Source organism: Roseateles noduli, from assembly GCF_050626985.1.
Taxonomy (GTDB): domain Bacteria; phylum Pseudomonadota; class Gammaproteobacteria; order Burkholderiales; family Burkholderiaceae_C; genus Roseateles; species Roseateles noduli_A.
The window spans coordinates 6,128,032-6,147,286 of sequence record NZ_CP192463.1; the positions used below are offsets into that span (position 1 = coordinate 6,128,032).

At 69.2% G+C, this 19,255-nt stretch carries 17 protein-coding genes; 16 read left to right on the forward strand and 1 reads right to left on the reverse strand.

All coding sequences use genetic code 11. The features are described 5' to 3' along the window. Nucleotides 1–35: 35 nt before the first annotated feature. Together ACQ4L4_RS26715 and ACQ4L4_RS26720 are read left to right on the forward strand one after the other, a co-directional pair. Entirely contained in the window at nt 36–845 is an 810-nt protein-coding gene (locus ACQ4L4_RS26715) for an enoyl-CoA hydratase (protein WP_431101819.1), read from the forward strand. 389 nt (nt 846–1,234) lie between these two features. Beyond that, entirely contained in the window at nt 1,235–1,519 is a 285-nt protein-coding gene (locus tag ACQ4L4_RS26720; RefSeq protein ID WP_297531435.1) for a DUF4148 domain-containing protein, read from the forward strand. Nucleotides 1,520–1,840: 321 nt separating this feature from the next. On the opposite strand, the gene lysS is transcribed toward ACQ4L4_RS26720, so the two are convergent. After that, on the reverse strand, nt 1,841–3,382 hold the full coding sequence (gene lysS / locus ACQ4L4_RS26725; RefSeq protein WP_431101820.1) for a lysine--tRNA ligase: 1,542 nt from the start codon (nt 3,380–3,382) through the stop codon (nt 1,841–1,843). Between the two features lie 52 nt (nt 3,383–3,434). Here lysS and ACQ4L4_RS26730 point away from each other — a divergent pair, with 52 nt between their 5' ends. The 14 genes from ACQ4L4_RS26730 to ACQ4L4_RS26795 all read left to right on the forward strand — a co-directional run bounded on the left by ACQ4L4_RS26730 (nt 3,435) and on the right by ACQ4L4_RS26795 (nt 19,253). Continuing rightward, a complete protein-coding gene (locus ACQ4L4_RS26730; protein ID WP_431101821.1) occupies nt 3,435–4,499 on the forward strand; it encodes a Gfo/Idh/MocA family protein in 1,065 nt (354 codons plus the stop codon). 1 nt (nt 4,500) lies between these two features. Beyond that, the gene (locus tag ACQ4L4_RS26735) at nt 4,501–5,133 is read left to right on the forward strand and encodes an acyltransferase (protein WP_431101822.1); all 633 of its coding nucleotides are present in this window, start codon (nt 4,501–4,503) and stop codon (nt 5,131–5,133) included. Further along, entirely contained in the window at nt 5,130–6,233 is a 1,104-nt protein-coding gene (locus ACQ4L4_RS26740; protein ID WP_431101823.1) for a DegT/DnrJ/EryC1/StrS family aminotransferase, read from the forward strand. Before ACQ4L4_RS26735 ends, ACQ4L4_RS26740 begins: the two co-directional genes overlap by 4 nt. 82 nt (nt 6,234–6,315) lie before the next feature. Then, nucleotides 6,316–6,876 carry an acyltransferase gene (locus ACQ4L4_RS26745; RefSeq protein ID WP_431101824.1) on the forward strand — a complete coding sequence of 187 codons (561 nt, stop codon included), beginning with the start codon at nt 6,316–6,318 and terminating at the stop codon, nt 6,874–6,876. Next, complete coding sequence (locus tag ACQ4L4_RS26750; protein ID WP_431101825.1) at nt 6,873–8,126, forward strand: DegT/DnrJ/EryC1/StrS family aminotransferase; 1,254 nt, start codon at nt 6,873–6,875, stop codon at nt 8,124–8,126. Before ACQ4L4_RS26745 ends, ACQ4L4_RS26750 begins: the two co-directional genes overlap by 4 nt. Next, nucleotides 8,123–9,427, forward strand: a complete 1,305-nt coding sequence (locus ACQ4L4_RS26755; RefSeq protein WP_431101826.1) for a lipopolysaccharide biosynthesis protein — start codon at nt 8,123–8,125, stop codon at nt 9,425–9,427. Before ACQ4L4_RS26750 ends, ACQ4L4_RS26755 begins: the two co-directional genes overlap by 4 nt. After that, nucleotides 9,424–10,572, forward strand: a complete 1,149-nt coding sequence (locus ACQ4L4_RS26760) for a glycosyltransferase family 4 protein (protein WP_431101827.1) — start codon at nt 9,424–9,426, stop codon at nt 10,570–10,572. The genes ACQ4L4_RS26755 and ACQ4L4_RS26760 overlap by 4 nt, the downstream gene beginning before the upstream one ends. Before the next feature lie 18 nt (nt 10,573–10,590). Further along, complete coding sequence (locus tag ACQ4L4_RS26765; protein ID WP_431101828.1) at nt 10,591–11,808, forward strand: glycosyltransferase family 4 protein; 1,218 nt, start codon at nt 10,591–10,593, stop codon at nt 11,806–11,808. 130 nt (nt 11,809–11,938) lie between these two features. Further along, nucleotides 11,939–12,664: a class I SAM-dependent methyltransferase gene (locus tag ACQ4L4_RS26770; RefSeq protein ID WP_431101829.1), complete on the forward strand. Its 726-nt coding sequence runs from the start codon at nt 11,939–11,941 to the stop codon at nt 12,662–12,664. Further along, complete coding sequence (locus tag ACQ4L4_RS26775; protein WP_431101830.1) at nt 12,661–13,872, forward strand: DegT/DnrJ/EryC1/StrS family aminotransferase; 1,212 nt, start codon at nt 12,661–12,663, stop codon at nt 13,870–13,872. Before ACQ4L4_RS26770 ends, ACQ4L4_RS26775 begins: the two co-directional genes overlap by 4 nt. A gap of 40 nt (nt 13,873–13,912) precedes the next feature. Beyond that, on the forward strand, nt 13,913–14,506 hold the full coding sequence (locus ACQ4L4_RS26780; RefSeq protein ID WP_431101831.1) for a sugar transferase: 594 nt from the start codon (nt 13,913–13,915) through the stop codon (nt 14,504–14,506). Nucleotides 14,507–14,555: 49 nt separating this feature from the next. Continuing rightward, entirely contained in the window at nt 14,556–16,457 is a 1,902-nt protein-coding gene (locus ACQ4L4_RS26785) for a polysaccharide biosynthesis protein (protein WP_431101832.1), read from the forward strand. Nucleotides 16,458–16,515: 58 nt separating this feature from the next. Then, a complete protein-coding gene (locus ACQ4L4_RS26790; protein ID WP_431101833.1) occupies nt 16,516–17,946 on the forward strand; it encodes a UbiA family prenyltransferase in 1,431 nt (476 codons plus the stop codon). Then, nucleotides 17,943–19,253: an FAD-binding oxidoreductase gene (locus ACQ4L4_RS26795; protein ID WP_431101834.1), complete on the forward strand. Its 1,311-nt coding sequence runs from the start codon at nt 17,943–17,945 to the stop codon at nt 19,251–19,253. The genes ACQ4L4_RS26790 and ACQ4L4_RS26795 overlap by 4 nt, the downstream gene beginning before the upstream one ends. The last annotated feature ends 2 nt before the right edge of the window (nt 19,254–19,255 follow it).

Consider the following 19,255-nt stretch of genomic DNA (forward strand, 5'->3'; position numbering starts at 1 on the left):
ATAGTTGCCGCCATTCCAGTTCAAGGAGACATCCCATGATCGCAGCCCTGTCCGACGTGACGTTCGAGAACATCCTGGTGGAGGTCGCCGGCAGCGGCGACCGCAAGACCGGCGTGATCCGGCTGAACCGTCCGAAACAGCTGAACGCGCTGAGCGACCCGTTGATGGACGAGCTGGGCCGCGCGCTGCTGGCCTTCGACGCGGACGACGGCATCGGCTGCATCGTGCTGACCGGCAGCGAGCGTGCCTTCGCAGCGGGCGCGGACATCCCGACGATGGCGCCGCACACCTTCATGTCGGCGTTCAAGAGCGGGCTGATCTCGAAGAACTGGGAGACCGTCCTGCAGGTGCGCAAGCCGGTGATCGGCGCGGTGGCAGGTTTTGCCCTGGGCGGCGGCTGCGAGCTGGCGATGATGTGCGACTTCATCATCGCGGCGGAGACGGCGCGCTTCGGCCAGCCGGAGATCAAGCTGGGCATCATCCCCGGCGCGGGCGGCACGCAGCGCCTGCCGCGCGCGGTCAGCAAGAGCAAGGCGATGGACATGCTGCTGACGGCCCGCATGATGGACGCCGCGGAGGCGGAACGCGCCGGGCTGGTGTCGCGCGTGGTGCCCGCGGAGCAACTGATGGCCGAGGCGCTGGCGGCGGCGGAGACGATCAACGGCTTCAGCGGCCCGTCGACGATGCTGATCAAGGAGCTGGTCAACCTGGCCTACCAGGGCCCGCTGACCGATGGCGTCGCGATCGAGCGTCGCTACTTCCATGCGCTGTTCGGCACCGACGACCAGCGCGAAGGCATGGAGGCCTTCCTGGCGAAGCGGGCGCCGGCGTTCAAGCACAGCTGAACCTGCGTCACTGCGACGGCCGCTGGCCCTCACCCCTACCCTCTCCCGCAAGCGGGAGAGGGGGTAAGAAAAGGCGCTGGTCGGGGCCCCCTCCCGCTTGCGGGAGAGGGGGCAAGAAGGGCGCCGGTCGGACTCCCTCTCCCGCTTGCGGGAGAGGGTAGGGGTGAGGGCCAGCGGCCTCGGCAGGCCTCCCCCATTTCCGGCCCAAATTGAAACAATCCTTGATCCCAACCGCTGTACGCTTAGCGCCCGGTTGGGTGATTGTTGACAATCCGTGAACGGATCTTTCCAGTTTGCCTAGTGTTTCCCCTAGGCGGCGGCGCCTAGAGTTCAACCCATGGACAACGCGGAGTGCGGAGTCCGGTGCAATGAACCGCTAGGAGCCCGCCATGAACACCCTGATCAAGACCACCCTGATTGCCGCCGCCTTCCTGACCGCCGGCGCCACCTTCGCCGCCGAACCGGCCCAGAAGACCCGCGCTGAAGTGATCGCCGAGCTGCAAGCTGCGCGCGAATCCGGCGAAATCGGTTCGCTGAGCGCTGAGCAAGCCGGCGTCGGCTCGCTCGAGAACGGCATCAACGCTCCGACTTCGGCTCAGATCGCCGCCAAGAAGGCCGCGGTCAAGACCGCCGCCAAGAAGGGCGCGACGACCGAAGGCAACTCGGCCAAGTAAGACCGACGCCTCCCCCTCGACACTGCCGGACGCACCGGCCGGCCTGGGGGGCCAGCAAAGGAAAAGGGACACCGTGAGGTGTCCCTTTTGCGTTGGTGCGGGGTCTTGTGTGTGAGGCCTTGTGGTCGTGGGGCCAAGCGGTCGTGAGGCCAAGCGGTCGTGAGGCCAAGCGGTCGTGAGGCCAAGCGGGCGTGAGGCCAAGCGCGGGCTCTCCACGCAGCAGGGGGCATTCCTCCGGGAACCCCCAGCAGCATTCCGGCCCCACTCGCAGTCGTTGACTGCACGTTGAATGGGGTCAGGTGGTGTGCGGGTCGGGGGCGGTCAGCCTTCGCGGCGCAGCGCGGGGAACAGGATCACGTCACGGATCGAGGGGCTGTCGGTGATCAGCATCATCAGGCGGTCGATGCCGATGCCGCAGCCGCCCGTCGGAGGCATGCCGTACTCCAAGGCACGGATGAAGTCGGCGTCGAAGAACATCGCCTCTTCGTCGCCCGCATCCTTGTTGGCGACCTGCGCCTGGAAGCGCGCAGCCTGGTCCTCGGCATCGTTCAGCTCGGAGAAGCCGTTGGCGTACTCGCGGCCGGTGATGAAGAGCTCGAAGCGCTCGGTGATGGTCGGGTCCGCGTCCGAGGCACGCGCCAGCGGCGACACCTCGACCGGGTAGTCGACGATGAAGGTCGGCTCCCACAGCTTCTCCTCGACCGCCGCCTCGAACAGGCCGAACTGCAGCGCCGACAGGCCCCAGTGCTTCGGCGCTTCTTCGCCGAGTTCCTTGAGCTTGGCGCGCAGCACGTCGGCGTCATCGGCCTCGGCTTCGGTCACGCCCGCATGCACGATCAGCGACTGGCGAACCGACAGGCGCGTGAACGGCTTCTCCAGATCCACCGGCTTGCCGGCGTAGGTGACCTGGGCGCTGCCCGTGGCGGCGCGCGCGGCGTGGCGGATCACTTCCTCGGTGAAGCTCATGACCTCCTGGTGGGTCCAGAAGGCCGCGTAGAACTCCATCATCGTGAACTCGGGGTTGTGCCGGACGCTGATCCCCTCGTTGCGGAAGTTGCGGTTGATCTCGAAGACGCGCTCGAAACCGCCCACCACCAGGCGCTTCAGGTAGAGCTCCGGCGCGATGCGCAGGTACATCTCCTGGTCCAGCGCGTTGTGGTGCGTGATGAAGGGCTTGGCGTTCGCGCCACCCGGGATCGGGTGCAGCATCGGCGTCTCGACTTCCAGGAAGCCGTTCTCGACCATGTACGAGCGGATCGAGGACACGGCCTTGGAGCGCGCCACGAAGCGGTCGCGCGCCTTGCCGTCGGAGATCAGGTCGGCGTAGCGCTGGCGGTACTTCTGCTCCTGGTCGGCCATGCCGTGGAACTTGTCCGGCAGCGGGCGCAGCGACTTGGTCAGCAGGCGCAGCGTCGTGACCTTCACCGACAGCTCGCCGGTGCGGGTGCGGAAGAGCGTGCCCTCGGCGCCCAGGATGTCGCCCAGGTCGAAGTGCTTGAAGTCGTTGTAGACCTCCTCGCCCAGCGCGTCCTTGGACAGGAACAGCTGGATCGCGCCGGTGGCGTCCTGCAGCGTGGCGAAGCTGGCCTTGCCCATGATGCGCTTGAGCATCATGCGGCCGGCCACCGTCACGGCGACGGCCTGCGGCTCGAGCTCCTCGTTGGGAAGCTCGCCGTATTGCGCCTGCAGCGGCTGCGCGCGGTGCTGCGGTTTGAAGTCGTTGGGGAAGGCCGCGACGCCCTTGGCCTTGGACTTCTCGCGGATCGCGGCGAGTTTCTCGCGGCGTTCAGCGATCAGCTTGTTGTCGTCTTGCGCGGGCGCCGCTTGGTCGGCGCCGGTCTGGGGGGCTTGGGGCTGGCTCATCGTGGACCTGGAAAAAGCTGGCCGCGATTTTAGGCTCTTAAAATCGCCCCCCATGTCTCAGTTCCCCATCCTGGACCGTCCGGTCCGCGTCGCCCTGGTCGGCTGCGGCCGCATTTCGAAGAATCACGTCGAAGCGCTGACCCGGCACCAGGGCCGTGCGGAGCTGGTCGCCGTCTGCGATATCCGCCCCGAGGCCGTCCAGGCCGCGCTGGCCCAGACCGGCCTGCCCGCGGACCGCGGCTTCGCGTCGCTGGACGCGCTGCTCGCAGGCTCCGACGCCGACCTGATCGTGCTGTCCACGCCCAGTGGCCTGCATGCGCAGCAGGCCATCGCCTGCGCCCAGGCCGGCCGCCACGTGCTCAGCGAGAAGCCGATGGCGACGAAGTTCGAGGAAGGCCAGGCCATGGTCCGCGCCTGCCGCGACGCGGGCGTGAAGCTGTTCGTCGTCAAGCAGAACCGCCTGAACGCGACCGTGCAGCTGGTCAAGAAGGCGCTGGACGAAGGCCGCTTCGGCCGCATCTTCATGAGCACGGTCAACGTGTTCTGGACGCGCCCGCAGAGCTACTACGACGCCGCCCGCTGGCGCGGCCGCTGGGACATGGACGGCGGCGCCTTCATGAACCAGGCCAGCCATTACGTGGACCTGCTGGACTGGCTGGTGGGACCGGTGGACAACGTCCACGCCTACACCGCCACGCTGGCCCGCGACATCGAGGCCGAGGACACCGGCGTGCTGGCCCTGCGCTTGCGCCACGGCGGCCTGGCCAGCATCAACGTGACGATGCTGACCTATCCGCAGAACCTGGAAGGCTCGATCACCATCCTCGGCGAGAAGGGCACGGTCAAGATCGGCGGCACCGCCGTGAACAAGATCGAGCACTGGACCTTCGACACGCCGCATCCCGACGACGAACTGGTGAAGAACGCCAGCTACGAGACCACCAGCGTCTACGGCTTCGGCCACGCCGCGTACTACGACAACGTCATCCAGACGCTGCGTGGCGAGGCGCAGGCGCAGGTCGACGGCTACGAGGGCCTGCGCTCGCTGGAGCTGCTGATCGCCTGCTACCGCAGCGCGCGCGACGGCCAGCGCGTCGGCCTGCCGCTGGTGTTCTGAGATGAGCTTCTGGCAACACGCCTCGGCCGTCGTCGACGACGGCGCGCAGCTCGGCGACGGCACCAAGGTCTGGCACTTCAGCCACGTGTGCGCCGGCGCGCGCGTCGGCGAGGGCTGCTCGCTGGGGCAGGGCGTCTATGTCGGCAACGACGTGACCATCGGTCGCAACGTGAAGATCCAGAACAACGTGTCGGTCTATGACGCGGTGACGCTGGAGGACGACGTCTTCTGCGGCCCGTCCATGGTCTTCACCAACGTCTACAACCCGCGTTCCGCGGTGCCGCGCAAGAGCGAGTACCGCCGCACGCTGGTGAAGCGCGGCGCGACGCTCGGGGCGAACTGCACCGTCGTCTGCGGCGCGACGATCGGCGAGTACGCCTTCATCGGCGCCGGCGCCGTCGTCAAGGGCGACGTGAAGCCGTACGCGCTGATGGTCGGCGTGCCGGCGCGCCAGATCGGCTGGATGAGCCGCCACGGCGAGAAGCTGGCCCTGCCCCTTGACGGCCATGGCCGCGCTGCCTGCCCCGCCAGCGGCGACCTCTACGAACTCGACGGCCAAACGCTGTCGTTGATCACCGCTTCGAACGCGGCTTCGACCCCCACCACCGCGTCGCCCCAGGATTCCCAGCCATGAGCCTTCCCTTCATCGATCTCAAGGCGCAGTACGCCGCGCTGAAGACGACGATCGACGCGCGCATCCAGCGCGTGCTGGACCACGGCCAGTACATCATGGGTCCCGAGGTCAAGGAGCTGGAGACCGCGCTGGCCGCCTACGTCGGCACGAAGCACTGCATCACCGTCGCCAGCGGCACCGAGGCGCTGCTGATCGCGCTGATGGCGCTGGACCTGCAGCCCGGCGACGAGGTCATCACCACGCCGTTCACCTTCGCGGCCACGGTCGAGACCATCGTGCTGCTGGGCGGCGTGCCGGTGCTGGTCGACATCGAGCCCGACAGCTGCAACCTCGACGCGACGCTGATCGAGTCGGCCATCACGCCGCGCACCAAGGCGATCATGCCGGTGAGCCTGTACGGCCAGGTCTGCGACATGGACGCGATCAACCAGGTCGCGGCGAAGCACGGGAACATCCCCGTGATCGAGGACGCGGCGCAGAGCTTCGGCGCTTCCTACAAGGGGAAGAAGAGCTGCGGCCTGTCGACCTGGGGCGCGACCAGCTTCTTCCCGAGCAAGCCGCTGGGCTGCTATGGCGACGGCGGCGCGCTGTTCACCGACGACGACGCGCTGGCGCAGGCCGCGCGCGAGATCCGTGTCCATGGCCAGAGCCAGCGCTACACGCACACGCGGGTGGGCGTCGGCGGCCGCATGGACACGCTGCAATGCGCGGTGGTGCTGGGCAAGCTGGAGCGCTTCGACTGGGAGATCGCCCAGCGACTGGCGATCGGCGATCGCTACCAGCGCCTGATCGCCGGACTGCCGGTGCAACGACTGGCGGTGCGCGAGGACCGCGATTGCGTGTGGGCCCAGTTCACCGTGCAGGTGGACCGCCGCGACGAGATCGCGGAGGCCTTGAAGCAAGCCGGCGTCCCGACGGCGGTCCATTACCCGAAGCCGCTGCACCGCCAGCCCGCCTACGAGCAGCGCTGCCGCGTCGCGACGCCGCTGCCCAACGCCGAGTCCGCCGCGCGGCGCGTGATGAGCCTGCCGATGAGCGCCGACCTGAGCGAGGCGCAGCAGGACCAGGTCGTCGCCGCGCTGCGGGCCGCGCTGACCTGACCGGTCGCCGCGTCGCCTCGGTCCTTTCCGCCCTTTCCACCGTCCCGGCCATCCCCTTGACCACCACGAGGACCTGCTCCCGATGCTGATCGGCTACACGCTGGATGCGGTACGCGCCCGGATGCGCGCGCGGGTCGCGGCGTGGCTGGGACTGGACGTCGGCACCCGCGCGCAGATCCACCCCGGCGCGCGCGTGCGCTGCGGCGCGGGCAGCGCGCTGGGCGCGGGATCGATCCTGTACCGCGACGTGCAGATCCTCGCCACCGGGGAAGGGCGCTTCACGATCGGCGCGCGCAGTCACATCGCGCCGGGCGGCTACCTGCTGGTCGGCGACCAGCGCCTGTCGATCGGCGACGACGTCGCCATCGGCCCCGGCCTGATGCTGTTCTGCGAGTCCAACGCGGTCACGGCCACCGGCCTGTTCCGCGACCACTACCGGCGCGGCGAGATCCGCATCGGCAGCAACGTGTTCATCGGCGCCCGCGTGACGGTGCTGCCGGGCAGCTTCATCGACGACGGCGTCGTCGTCGCGGCGCACGCGGTGGTGCGCGGCCACCTGCCCAGCGGCTGGGTCTACGGCGGCGTGCCGGCCCGGCCGCTCCACCGGATCGACGGGGCCCGTCCGCCGTCGACCGGCCCGTGAAGGGTCACGTCGCCGGCGCGTTGCGCTGGCGCGACCTGCCCGGAGCGCTCTGGCACTGGCTCCGCCACGGCGCGCGCAGCGCCGAGGATTTCCGCGCCGCGTTCGCCCGCAGCCTCGGCCTCGATCCGGCGCAGGCCGGCGAGGTCCGCCTCTTCGGCACCGGACGCGCGGCGCTGCATGCGTTCACCGCGTCGCTGGACCTGCCCCCCGGCTCGGAAGTGCTGCTGCCGGGCTACACCTGCGTCGTCGTGCCCAACGTGTTCATGCACCTCGGGCTCGCCGTGCGTTACGTCGACATCGCGCGGGACGATTTCAATCCGACGCCGGACGCGATTTCCAATGCCATCGGCGAGGCGACACGCCTCGTCGTCGTGCCGCACAACTTCGGCCTCGTCACCGAGGGCCTGGACGCATTGCGGGCCAAGCACCCCGACGTCGTCTTCATCGAGGACGCCGCCCACGCCTGGGGCAGCACCGACGCGATCGGCCGCGAGGTCGGCACGCTGGGCCATGCGGCGTTCTTCAGCTTCGAGTACTCGAAGCCGCTGACCACCGGCATCGGCGGCGCGCTGGTGATCCACGACCCCGCGTCACGCGAGCGCTTCGCGGCGCGCATGCCCGCGCTGCATGCGCCGACGACGTCGACGGTGCTCAAGCAGCTGCTGACGCTGTGCTGGCACCGCCTGACGATGAGCCTGCCGCGCCCGGCGCTGCAGGCGCTGATCGCGCTGCTGCGCGCGCCGTCGCGGATGCTGGGCGTCGTCGCGAAGACGCCCGACAGCGAAGTCGCCGGCGACACGCAGCCGGACTACCGCGCCGGCCTGCACCCGTTGAGCGCGGCGATCGGCCTGATGCAGGCGAGCCGCTTCGACGAGATCCATGCGCTGCGCCGCATGCAGGCGCAGGACTACGACGCGCTGCTGGCCAATCTGCCGGGATGGGAGTGGCCCGTGCGCGCACCGGGCGCCGTGCTGCTGCGCTATCCGCTGCTGCTGCCCGATGCCGCGACGCGCGACGCGGCGATCGCGGCGCTGGAGGACGAGGGCATCGTCGGCGGCACCTGGTTCGACGACGTCGTCCATCCGCGCGGCAGCCGCCGCTTCGGCTACACGGAGGGCGAGTGCCTGAACGGCGAGCGCGCCGCGCGCACCGTGCTCAACCTGCCGCTGGGCCGCCATGCGCGGCTGAGCCCGTCGCAACGCGCCGCCGTGCGCGCGATCGCGGAACGTCACGGAGGGAAGGCTCGATGACCGTCCGCCGCCGCTTCGCACAGCTCGCCGGCGCCTCGATGCTGACGCAGGCGATCCCGATGCTGATCGCGCCGCTGCTGACGCGCTGGTACGGCGCGGAGGCGCTCGGCCACTGGGCGCTGTTCGTGGCGCTGGCCGCGAACCTGGCGACCATCGCCAATGCACGCTACGAGTTCGCCATCGTCCTGCCGCGCCGGGACGGCGAGGCGGCCCTGGTGCTGCAGCTGGCGCTGTGGATCGCGCTGGGCATGGGGCTGCTCACGGCGGTCGGCGCTACGGGCTGGCACCTGCTGATGGCGCATCACGCGAAGCTGGGTGGCCGCTGGGTCTCCCTCGATCAGTTGGATCCGTGGCTGCTGATGCTCGCGCCCGTGGTCGCGCTGGCCGGCATGCAGCAGGCGCTGAGCCTCTGGAACAACCGGCAGGGTCGCATCGACGTGATCGCCCAGGCCCGCGTGCTGCAGCAGAGCGTGATGGCGGCGGCACAGGCCGCGGCCGCGCTGGGCGGGTTCGCCAGCGTCGCGGCGCTGGTGTTGTCGCAAAGCCTGGCCGCGCTGCTCGCGCCGCTGTGGCTGCTCCGGCGCGGGGCCCGGTGGCGCCGTGCGACGCGGCTGGATCGCGCCGGCAAGACCTGGCACTGGCGCCACCTGCGCCGCCTGGCCTGGCGCTACAAGCAGTTCCCGCTGCTCAACAGCCCGCATGCCTTCGTCAACGCGGCGCAGGAGACGCTGGTGCTGGCGATGATCGCCGCCTGGGCCGACGCCGCCACGGCGGGCTACTACGCGCTGATGGTGCGCCTCGTGAAAGCGCCGGCGACGCTGGTCGGCGGCGCGTTGTCCGAGGCCCTGCTCGGCGAGCTCGCCCGCGACTGGCAGCGCGGCGTCGACCTGCGCCCGCGCCTGCTGCGCGGCATCAAGCTGCTGGCGATGGTCGCACTGCCCTGCATGGTCGTGCTGATCGCCGTCGGTCCCGCGCTGTTCGGCTGGCTGCTCGGCGCCGACTGGGCGCGGGCCGGCGAGTACGGCCGCTGGCTCGCGCCCTACGTCGCGGCGCACTTCATCGCCGCGCCGCTGACGGTCACGCCCATGGTCACCGGCCGCCAGCGCGGCGCGCTGGTGTTCAGCCTGGTCGGCAACGCGCTGTACGTGCTGCCGGTCGCGCTGGTGCTCAGCACCGGCGGCGCGCTGACGACGGCGCTGGCCGCCATCGCCGTGCTGCTGCCGATCTATTTCGCCATCTATCTGGCGTGGCTGGTGCGCGGCTCGGCGCCGCGACCCGCCCTGCACGGAGTGCCTGCATGAGACTGGTCCTGATCGGGGACGGCGAGAGTCCCCACCTCCTGAAATGGGCGCGCGCGCTGTCGCAGCAGCGGGAGCTCGAACTGTGGGCCGCGTCCACGCGCGGCTTCGCGCCGGAGTTCCAGTTCCTGATCCCCGAGGACCGCCGCCTCGCGCTCAACACCGATCCCGCGCATGCCGGCGGCAACATCGCCGTGCTCAAGCAGTTGCCGACACTGGGCGCCTGGCTCAAGAAGGTCGATGCCGACTGGCTGCACGCGCACTACCTGACCTCGCACGGCACGCTGGCCTGGGCCGCGCGCCGCGGCTGGAAGCTGCGCGCCAGGATCGCCGGCTCCGCCTGGGGCAGCGACATCCTCGTCACGCCCGACCAGGGCTGGGCCTACCGCTGGCTCACCACGCAGGTGCTGAAGGCCTGCGCGATCACGACCTCCGATTCCGAGCACATGAGCGCCCGCATGCGCGCGCTGGGCGCGGCCGAGGTGATGACCTTCCCCTTCGGGCTGGAGCAGTTGCCCAAGCAGAACGTCCGCAAGCAGCCCTGGCTCTTCTTCACCAACCGGGGCCTGGAGCCGATCTACCGGCCGCATCGCGTGATCGAGGTCTTCGCCGCGATCGCCGCGAAGCAGCCCGAGGCGCGCCTGGTCGTCGGCAACGACGGCTCGCTGCGCGGCGCGATGGAAGCGCAGGTCGCGTCGCTCGGCCTCGCGGACCGCGTCGAATTCATCGGTCGCGTCGACGCGACCTCGCAAGGCCGGCGTTATGCGCCGGCGCGCTGGTTCCTGAGCCTGCCGCAGAGCGACTCGGTGTCCGTCTCCGTGCTGGAGGCGATGGCGCACGAGTGCCTGCCCATCCTGTCCGACCTGCCCGCCAACGACGAGGTGCTCGGCACCGGCGGCACCGGCAGCATCGACGCGGCGATGCATCCCAACGTCAAGCTGCTGGGCCGTCACGGCCTGATCCTGAAGGACGGCGACGACCTGGCCACGCTGGCCGACCGCCTTCAGCTGATGGTCGGGCAGAGCGACGTGGCGGGCCATTCGGTCGATGCCGACCGCCTCGGCGCGGCCAACCGCGCGTGGGTCGCCGAGCACGCGATGTTCGGCCCCGCCGTCAAGACCTTCATCGAGCGCCTGAAGCGCTTCTGAGCCTTCCCCTTCCTTCCCATGAAGCTCCTGCTGATCAACCATTACGCCGGCTCGCCGAAGCACGGCATGGAATTCCGCCCGTTCTATCTGGCCCGCGAATGGGTCCGCACCGGGCACCAGGCGCTGATCCTGGGCGCGTCCTACTCGCATGTCCGCACGACCCAGCCCGAGCCCGGCATGGCGGCGATGAGCGGCGTGAACTACCTCTTCTACGACACGCCCGAGTACCAGGGCAACGGCACGGGCCGGGTCAAGAACATCTGGTCCTTCTGCCGCCAGGTCTGGAAGGACGCCGACATCCTGGCGCGCGAATTCGCGCCGGACGTCGTGATCGCCTCCAGCACCTATCCGATGGACATCTGGGTCGCGCGCCGCGTCGCGAAGATGGCCAAGGCGAAGCTCGTGTACGAGGTGCACGACCTGTGGCCGTTGTCGCCGATCGAGCTGTCCGGCATGTCGAAATGGCATCCGTTCGCGATGCTCTGCCAGAAGGCGGAGAACGACGCCTACCGCGATGCCGACGTCGTCGTGTCGATGCTGCCCAAGGTGCATCAGCACATGGCCGCGCACGGCCTCGACCTGAAGAAGCTGCACATCGTGCCCAACGGCATCACGCTGGATGAATGGTCCGAACACGGCGAGCCGCTCGAGGCCGCGATCCAGGCGCACCTCGACGCCGAGCGGGCGGCGGGGCGCACCGTCGTCGGCTACGCGGGGTCGATGGGCGAGCCCAACGCGCTGGACGTGCTGCTGGACGCGGCGAAGCTGCTGAAGGACAAAAGCGGACTGAGCTTCGTGCTCGTCGGCGGCGGACACCTGCGGGACAAGCTCGAAGCGCGCGTGCGCGACGAGGGCCTCACGAACGTCGCGATGTTCCCGGCCATCCCCAAGGCCCAGATCCCGTCGCTGCTGAAGGGCTTCGACATCGCCTACATCGGCTGGCAGCGCACGCCGATCTATCGTTTCGGCATCGCGCCCAACAAGCTGATGGACTACATGATGGCGCAGCGGCCGGTGCTGCATTCGGTGGAGGCGGGCAACGATCCGGTGGCCGAGGCCGGCGCCGGACTGACGGTGCCGCCGCAGGATCCGAGGGCGGTGGCGGAGGGCCTGCTCAAGCTCGCCGCCGTCCCGGCCGAGGAACGCGCCGCCATGGGCCGCCGCGGGCGCGAGTTCGTGCTGGCGAATCACACCTATCCTGTCCTGGCGCAGCGCTTCATCGACGCGGTGTCCTGAGCGGCTTCGCTCCCACGCCGTTTCCGCAGTTCCGCAGTTCCCGCAGTTCCCGCAGTTGGCGAGCAGTTCCTCCAACGTCCCCGCAGTCCCGATCAACGCAGTCCTCACCACGGCTCCGACCGACGACGACATGACCCAGGACCGAGAACTCCAGGCCATCGCCCAGCGTTACGCCCGGCGCGACCAGCGGCTGGCCGGGCTGGAGCGCTACAGCCTGCTGCGCCCCGAGGTCTGGCAGATGCTGCACGAGCGCCAGGCCGCGATGCTGCGGCTGCTGGCGGCGCACCGCGCGACCCTGCCGGATCCGGCCGCGCCGCTGAGCGGCTGGCGGATGGCCGAAGTCGGCTGCGGCGCCGGCGGCAACCTGATGGACATGCTGCGGCTGGGCCTGCAGCCGCAGCACCTGACCGGCATCGAGCTGCTGCCCGAGCGGCTGGACGCCGCGCGGGCCGCGCTGCCGCAGCAGGTGCGGCTGCTGGCGGGGGATGCGTCGCAGGCGGAGGTCGAGCCCGGCAGCCAGGACCTCGTGCTGCAGTCGACGGTGTTCTCCTCGATCCTGGACGACGGCCTGCAGCGCCGGCTCGCCGAGGCGATGTGGCGGTGGGTCAAGCCGGGCGGTGCGGTGCTCTGGTACGACTTCATCGTCGACAATCCCCGCAATCCCGACGTCCGGGGCGTGCCGCTGAAACGCGTGCGCGCGCTGTTCCCCGAGGGCCGGATGGCGGTGCGCCGCGTCACGCTGGCTCCGCCGATCGCGCGTGCCGCCTGTCGCGTGCATCCCGGCGCCTACCGCGTCCTCAACACGATCCCTTTCCTGCGCAGCCACGTGCTGGCGCTGATCACCAAGACACCATGAGCACCAACGATCCGAAGTCCGATCCGACGTCAGAGCGCCCGGCCGAGCCCAAGCTCCCGTTCCTTCCGTTCGCGCTGCCCGAGCTGGGCGACGAGGAGATCGCCGAGGTCGTCGACACGCTCAAGAGCGGCTGGATCACGACCGGCCCGAAGGCCAGGCGCTTCGAGCAGGCCTTCGCCGAATTCCTGGCCGAGCCGCAGATCGAATGCATCGCGGTCAACTCCGCAACCGCCGGCCTGCACCTGGCGCTGGAGGCCCTGGGCATCGGCCCCGGCGACGAGGTCATCACGACGACGCACACCTTCACCGCGACGGCGGAGGTGGTGCGCTACCTGGGCGCGGACGTGAAGCTGGTCGACATCGACCCGGCCACGATGAACATCGCGATCGACCAGATCGAGGCCGCGATCACGCCGCGCACCAAGGCGATCATCCCGGTGCACTACGCCGGCCTGGCGGTGGACATGCTGACGCTGCTGGACATCGCGCGCAAGCACGGGCTGAAGGTGGTCGAGGACGCCGCGCACGCGCTGCCCACGACGCTGGAGAAGGAGCTGATCGGCACGATGGGCAGCAACGCCACCGTGTTCAGTTTCTACGCCAACAAGACGATGACGACGGGCGAGGGCGGCATGCTGGTCACGCGCGATCCGGAGCTGGCCAAGCGCGCCCGCGTGATGCGGCTGCACGGCATCAACCGCGACGCGTTCGACCGCTTCACCGCCAAGGTGCCGAGCTGGTACTACGAGATCGTCGCGCCCGGCTTCAAGTACAACCTGACCGACATCGCCGCGGCGCTGGGGCTGCACCAGCTCAAGCGGCTGCCGGCCTTCCAGAAGCGGCGCGAGCAGATCGCGGCGCGTTACTTCGAGGCGCTCGCCGACCTGCCGCTGATCCTGCCGCCGAAGGCGCCCAACGAGGACGTCCACAGCTGGCACCTGTACGTGCTGCGCCTGTCCGACGCGACCGAGGTGTCGCGCGACCTCTTCATCGAGCGCATGTTCGAGCAGGGCATCGGCTGCAGCGTGCACTACGTGCCGCTGCACCAGCACCCGTACTGGCAGGAGCTCTACGGCCTGACGCCGGAGATGTTCCCCGAATCGCAGAAGGCCTACGAGCGCACGGTGACGATCCCGCTGTACACGGCGATGACCGACGAGCAGGTCGAGCGCGTGATCGCCGCGGTGCGCCGCAGCCTGGGCTTCTGAGCGGACGCCTCAGGCATACGGAAACGGGACGGAACGGCCGATGGCCAAGCGACTCTTCGACATCCTCTGCGCCGGCGTGGGCCTGCTGCTGCTGAGCCCGCTGCTGCTGGCCGTGGCGGTGTGGGTGAAGCTGGATTCGCGCGGGCCGGTGATGTTCCGGCAGGAGCGGGTGGGGCGTTTCGGCCGCAGCTTCCGCATCCACAAGTTCCGGACGATGCGCGTCGACGCGCCGACACTCGGTCCGCAGATCACGATCGGCGACGATGCGCGCATCACGCGCAGCGGCCGCTGGTTGCGCGCGAGCAAGGTCGACGAGCTGCCGCAGCTGTGGGACGTGCTGCGCGGCGCGATGAGCCTGGTGGGCCCGCGGCCCGAGGTGCCGCGCTATGTGGCGCTGTACCCCGCGGAACTGCGCGCGCTGGTGCTGTCGGTGCGGCCCGGGATCACGGATCCGGCCTCGCTGAGTTTCCGCAACGAGAGCGAGCTGCTGGCGCAGGCCGAGGATCCCGAGCGCGAATACGTGGAGGTGGTCATGCCGATGAAGCTGCGGCTGGCGGCGGACTATGTGCGCAATGCCAGCCTGGGCGGCGACATCCGGCTGATCCTGGCGACGCTGGGCGCGATCAAGGCCTGAGCCCGTCCTGATAGACAAACAGACAGACGTTCAAGAAGAAGAGCACGCGATGAACTGGTTGTCCCTGGATGCCTTCCTGACGCGGATCCGCCCCTACCGCGAGGCGCTGGCGCTTGCGCTGGACATGGTGGCGGTGGCGCTCGCGTGGCAGGCGACGTATCTGTTCCGGCTGGGGTTCGAGCGCTGGTTCGAAGCCCGGCCCGACTACGACCACTGGGTGATGCTGGGCATCGTGGCGCTGTACGGTGGCTTGCTGAAGCTGTTCCAGGTGCCCAAGGGGATGTGGCGCTTCAGCGGCTTCGGCGAGGTCAAGCGGCTGGCGGCGGTGTGCGTCACTGCGGGCCTGATCGCGGCGGTGGCGGTGCTGATGGCGCAGTTGACCAAGGTGCCGCGCGCGGTGCTGGCGCTGCACCCGGTGTTCACGCTGATGGTGCTGGCGATGATCCGCATGGGCTACCGCATGCTCTACGAGCACATGCGCAGCCGCATCAGCGGCAGCGCGCTGGAGCAGCGCCGCGCACTGGTGATGGGCGCGGGCGATGCCGGGCGGCTGCTGGTGGCGGGGATCCAGCACCAGCAGGGCTGGGTGGTGGTGGGGTATCTGGACGATGCGCCGGAGAAGCGCGGTGCGCGCGTCGCGGGCGTGCCGGTGATCGGCACGCTGGAGGACGCGACGCGGCTGGCCGACATGCACGGCATCACGCACGTGATCGTGGCGATGCCGGCGGCGACGACGATGGAACGGCGCCGTGCGCTGGACCTGGCGGGGAAGACGGGGCTGGCGGTGCTGACGGTGCCGAGCAGCCAGGAGCTGCTGGCGGGGCGCGCGGTGAACCAGGTGCGGGACATCGAGCCGGAGGACCTGCTGGGGCGCGAGCCGGTGGAGCTGGACGAGGGCGGCATCAGCGAGTGCATCGGCGGCAAGGTGGTGCTGATCACCGGCGCGGGGGGCTCGATCGGGTCGGAGCTGTGCCGGCAGGTGGCAAGGTACGGGCCGTCGAAGATCGTGCTGTATGAGTTGAGCGAATTCGCGCTGTATCGGATCGAGCAGGAGCTGAGCGAGAAGTTCCCGCACATCCCGCTGGTGCGGCTGATCGGAGATGTGAAGGACCTGGAGCACCTGCGGTTCACGTTCGGGAAGTACCGGCCGCAGATCGTCTTCCATGCGGCGGCTTACAAGCATGTGCCGTTGATGGAGGAGGAGAACGCGTGGGCGGCACTCCGCAACAACACGTTGGGGACGTATCACGCGTGCACGGCGGCGGCGGAGTCCGGCGCGGAACGCTTCGTGATGATCTCGACGGACAAGGCGGTGAATCCGACGAACGTGATGGGGGCGACCAAGCGGGCGGCGGAGCTGGTCATCAGCCACATGGCCGGGCAGGGGCATGCGACGAAGTTCATGGCGGTGCGGTTCGGGAACGTGCTCGGATCAAGCGGGAGCGTGATCCCGAAGTTCAAGGAGCAGATCGCGAAGGGCGGGCCGGTGACGGTGACGCATCCGGACATCATTCGCTACTTCATGACCATCCCCGAGGCGGCGCGGCTCGTGCTGCAGGCCGGTGCGATCGGCGAGAGTGGACAGGTGCTGGTGCTCGACATGGGCGATCCGGTGAGGATCGTGGATCTGGCGAAGACGATGATCCGGATGGCGGGACGCTCGGAGCAGGAGATCGGGATACGGTTCACCGGGCTGCGGCCGGGAGAGAAGCTGTATGAGGAGCTGATCGCGGATTCGGACAGGACGGTGCCCACGCGGATTGCGCGGGTGAGGATTGCGAAGCTGGGGCAGGCAGACGCCGACTCCGGCCCGGAGGACGGGTTGCTGCCGTGGATCCTCAACCCCGACCCAGGCGGTGATCGTCAGCGTGAAGGTGTCGTGCGAGGCCTTTCCCGATTCGTCCCCGAGTACGGTCGCCGCCCCGAACCGGCGGCGTCGGAGCCTCGCTGAATTCCAACGACAATACGCCCCGCTCCTTGGGAGCAGACACGAGCTATTGAGGGAAATTTTGACTTCGCATCCGTACCCGCTGGTGGTCGATCTTGACGGCACGCTGCTGAACACCGACACCCTGCATGAGTCCGCGCTGCAATTGCTGCGGGACAAGCCGGCGAGCACGCTGCGGATTCCGGGCTGGCTGGCCAGCGGCAAGGCGCACATGAAGCGCAGGATCTCGTCCCTGACAGAGCTCAATGTCGAGACGCTGCCCTACAACGAGCCTTTGATCGCCTGGTTGCGGGAACAACGCGCGGCGGGCCGGCGGCTGGTGCTGTGCACGGCGACGGACCGCTCGATCGCCGAGGCGATCGCCGCGCATCTGCAGCTGTTCGACGAGGTCATCGCCACCGATGGCACGGTCAATCTGGCCGGCGGCAACAAGGCCGACGCGCTCGAAGCGCGTTTCGGACCGAAAGGCTTCGACTACGCCGGCAACGCGACGCCAGACTTGGCGGTCTGGGAGCGCGCCCGGGAGGCGGTCGTCGTCAACGCGTCCGCCGCGCTCGTCGCCGCGGCCCGTGCCCGCTTCACCGTGGCGCGGGTCTTCGAGGCGCCGGCCGCCGGCTTCTTCGTCTGGCGCCGCGCGCTGCGCCTGCATCAATGGCTGAAGAACCTGCTGCTGTTCATGCCGCTGCTGGCGGCGCATCAGCTGGGAAACGCGCAGGCCTGGGGCACGCTGGCGATCGCGTTCATCGCTTTCAGCCTGTGCGCCTCTTCGGTCTATCTGGCCAACGACCTGCTTGACCTGGAGAGTGACCGGCTGCACCCGCGCAAGCGGGCCCGTCCATTCGCTTCTGGCGCGCTCCCGGTCTGGACAGGCGTGGCGCTGGCACCGGTGCTGCTGGTGGCCAGCCTCGGGCTGGCCAGCATCGTGGGCACGGCCTTCCTATGCTGGTTGTCGGTCTACTTTGTCCTGACCTGCTGGTACTCCTGGCTGCTCAAGCGCCTGATCCTCGTGGATTGTCTGACGCTCGCCATCCTGTACACCTTGCGCGTGCTGGCCGGTGGCGCCGCCGTGGGTCTGGCGCTGTCTTTCTGGCTGTTGGCGTTCTCGGTCTTCCTGTTCCTGTCGCTCGCCTTCGTGAAGCGCTACGCCGAGCTCGAACTGCAACGCACCAGCGGCCGGACCAAGCTGCACGGGCGCGGTTACCTGACCAGCGATGCGCCGCTGATCCAGACGATGGGCATCACCGCCGGACAGGCGTCGGTGCTGGTGCTGGCGCTGTACCTCAACAGTGATGCCGTGACTAGGCTTTACCGCCACCCCGAGGTGATCTGGGGCGCCGTGCCGGTAATGCTGTTCTGGATCCATTGGATGTGGATGCAGGCCCACCGCGGCCGCATGCACGACGACCCGCTGGTGTTCGCCGTCAAGGACCGTACGTCATTGCTGGCCGGCGCCTGCGTGGGCGTAGTGCTGGCCGTCGGGGCGCTGGCGTGATGAAGGTCGGTGGCTGGGGCCGGTTGAGCGAGGCATCGCACGAGGTCATCCCGCTGACCGACCGTTTCCGCGTCGGGGGCCAGCTCCGGCAACGACCCGGCGGCATTGCCCATGGCATGGGTCGCAGCTACGGCGACGCCGCGCTCAACGCGGGCGGACTGCTGTGGGCCACGCGCGGGCTGGATCGCTTCATCGACTTCGACGCCGAGAGCGGCCGTCTGAGCTGCGAGGCCGGTGTGCTTCTGCGCGACATCCAGCGCCTGTGCGTGCCGCGCGGTTGGATGCTGGCCGCCAGCCCCGGCACGCAGCTCGTCACCGTCGGCGGCGCGATCGCCAACGACGTGCACGGCAAGAACCACCATGTGATGGGTTCGTTCGGTGACCATGTCCGGCGACTGGTGCTGCAGCGGACCGACGGCACGACGATCGAATGCGGCCCCGACTTGCAGCCGGACTGGTTCGCCGCCACCGTGGGCGGCATCGGCCTGACCGGCGTGATCGTATGGGCCGAGTTGCAGCTGCGGCCTGTACCCGGTGCCTGGCTCGACACCGAATCGCTGCCCTACGGGACGCTCGACGAGTTCTTCGCGCTGAGCCGCCGGTCCGAGGCCGACTGGGAGTACACCGTGTCATGGATCGATTGCCTGTCTGGCGGCATGGGCCGTGGCCAGGCACGGGGCCTGTTCATGCGCGGCAACCATGCGTCCGTCGATCGCGGTCCGTTGCCGCGCGACAAGGCGCGGCGCGTGCCGTTCACGCCGCCGGTGTCGCTGGTGAACGGATTGAGCCTGCGCGCCTTCAACGCGGCGTACTACAGCATGGGCAGCTGGCGCGCCGGACGCACGACGCAGCATTACGAGCCGTTCTTCTATCCGTTGGACAACCTGCACGAATGGAACCGCATCTATGGTCCGCGCGGCTTCCATCAGTACCAATGCGTGCTGCCCTCGGAGAGCGGAGCGGCCGGTGTGCAGGCCATGCTGGCCGAGATCGGTCGATCGGGGCGTGGCTCGTTCCTGGCCGTTCTCAAGACATTCGGCGACCGCGAAGCCCTCGGCTTGTTGAGCTTTCCGCGGCCCGGCGTGACGCTGGCGCTGGACTTCGCCAACACCGGGTCCGGTCTGGAGACGCTGTTCCAGCGGCTGGACGCCATCGTCGCCGAGTGCCGCGGCCGGCTGTACCTGGCCAAGGACGGTCGCATGCCGCGGTCGCTGTTCGAGGCTGGCTATCCACGCCTGGCTGAATTCAAGCGCTATCGGGACCCGGGACTGTCGTCCGAAATGTCCCGTCGCCTCATGGGCGAGTGAAG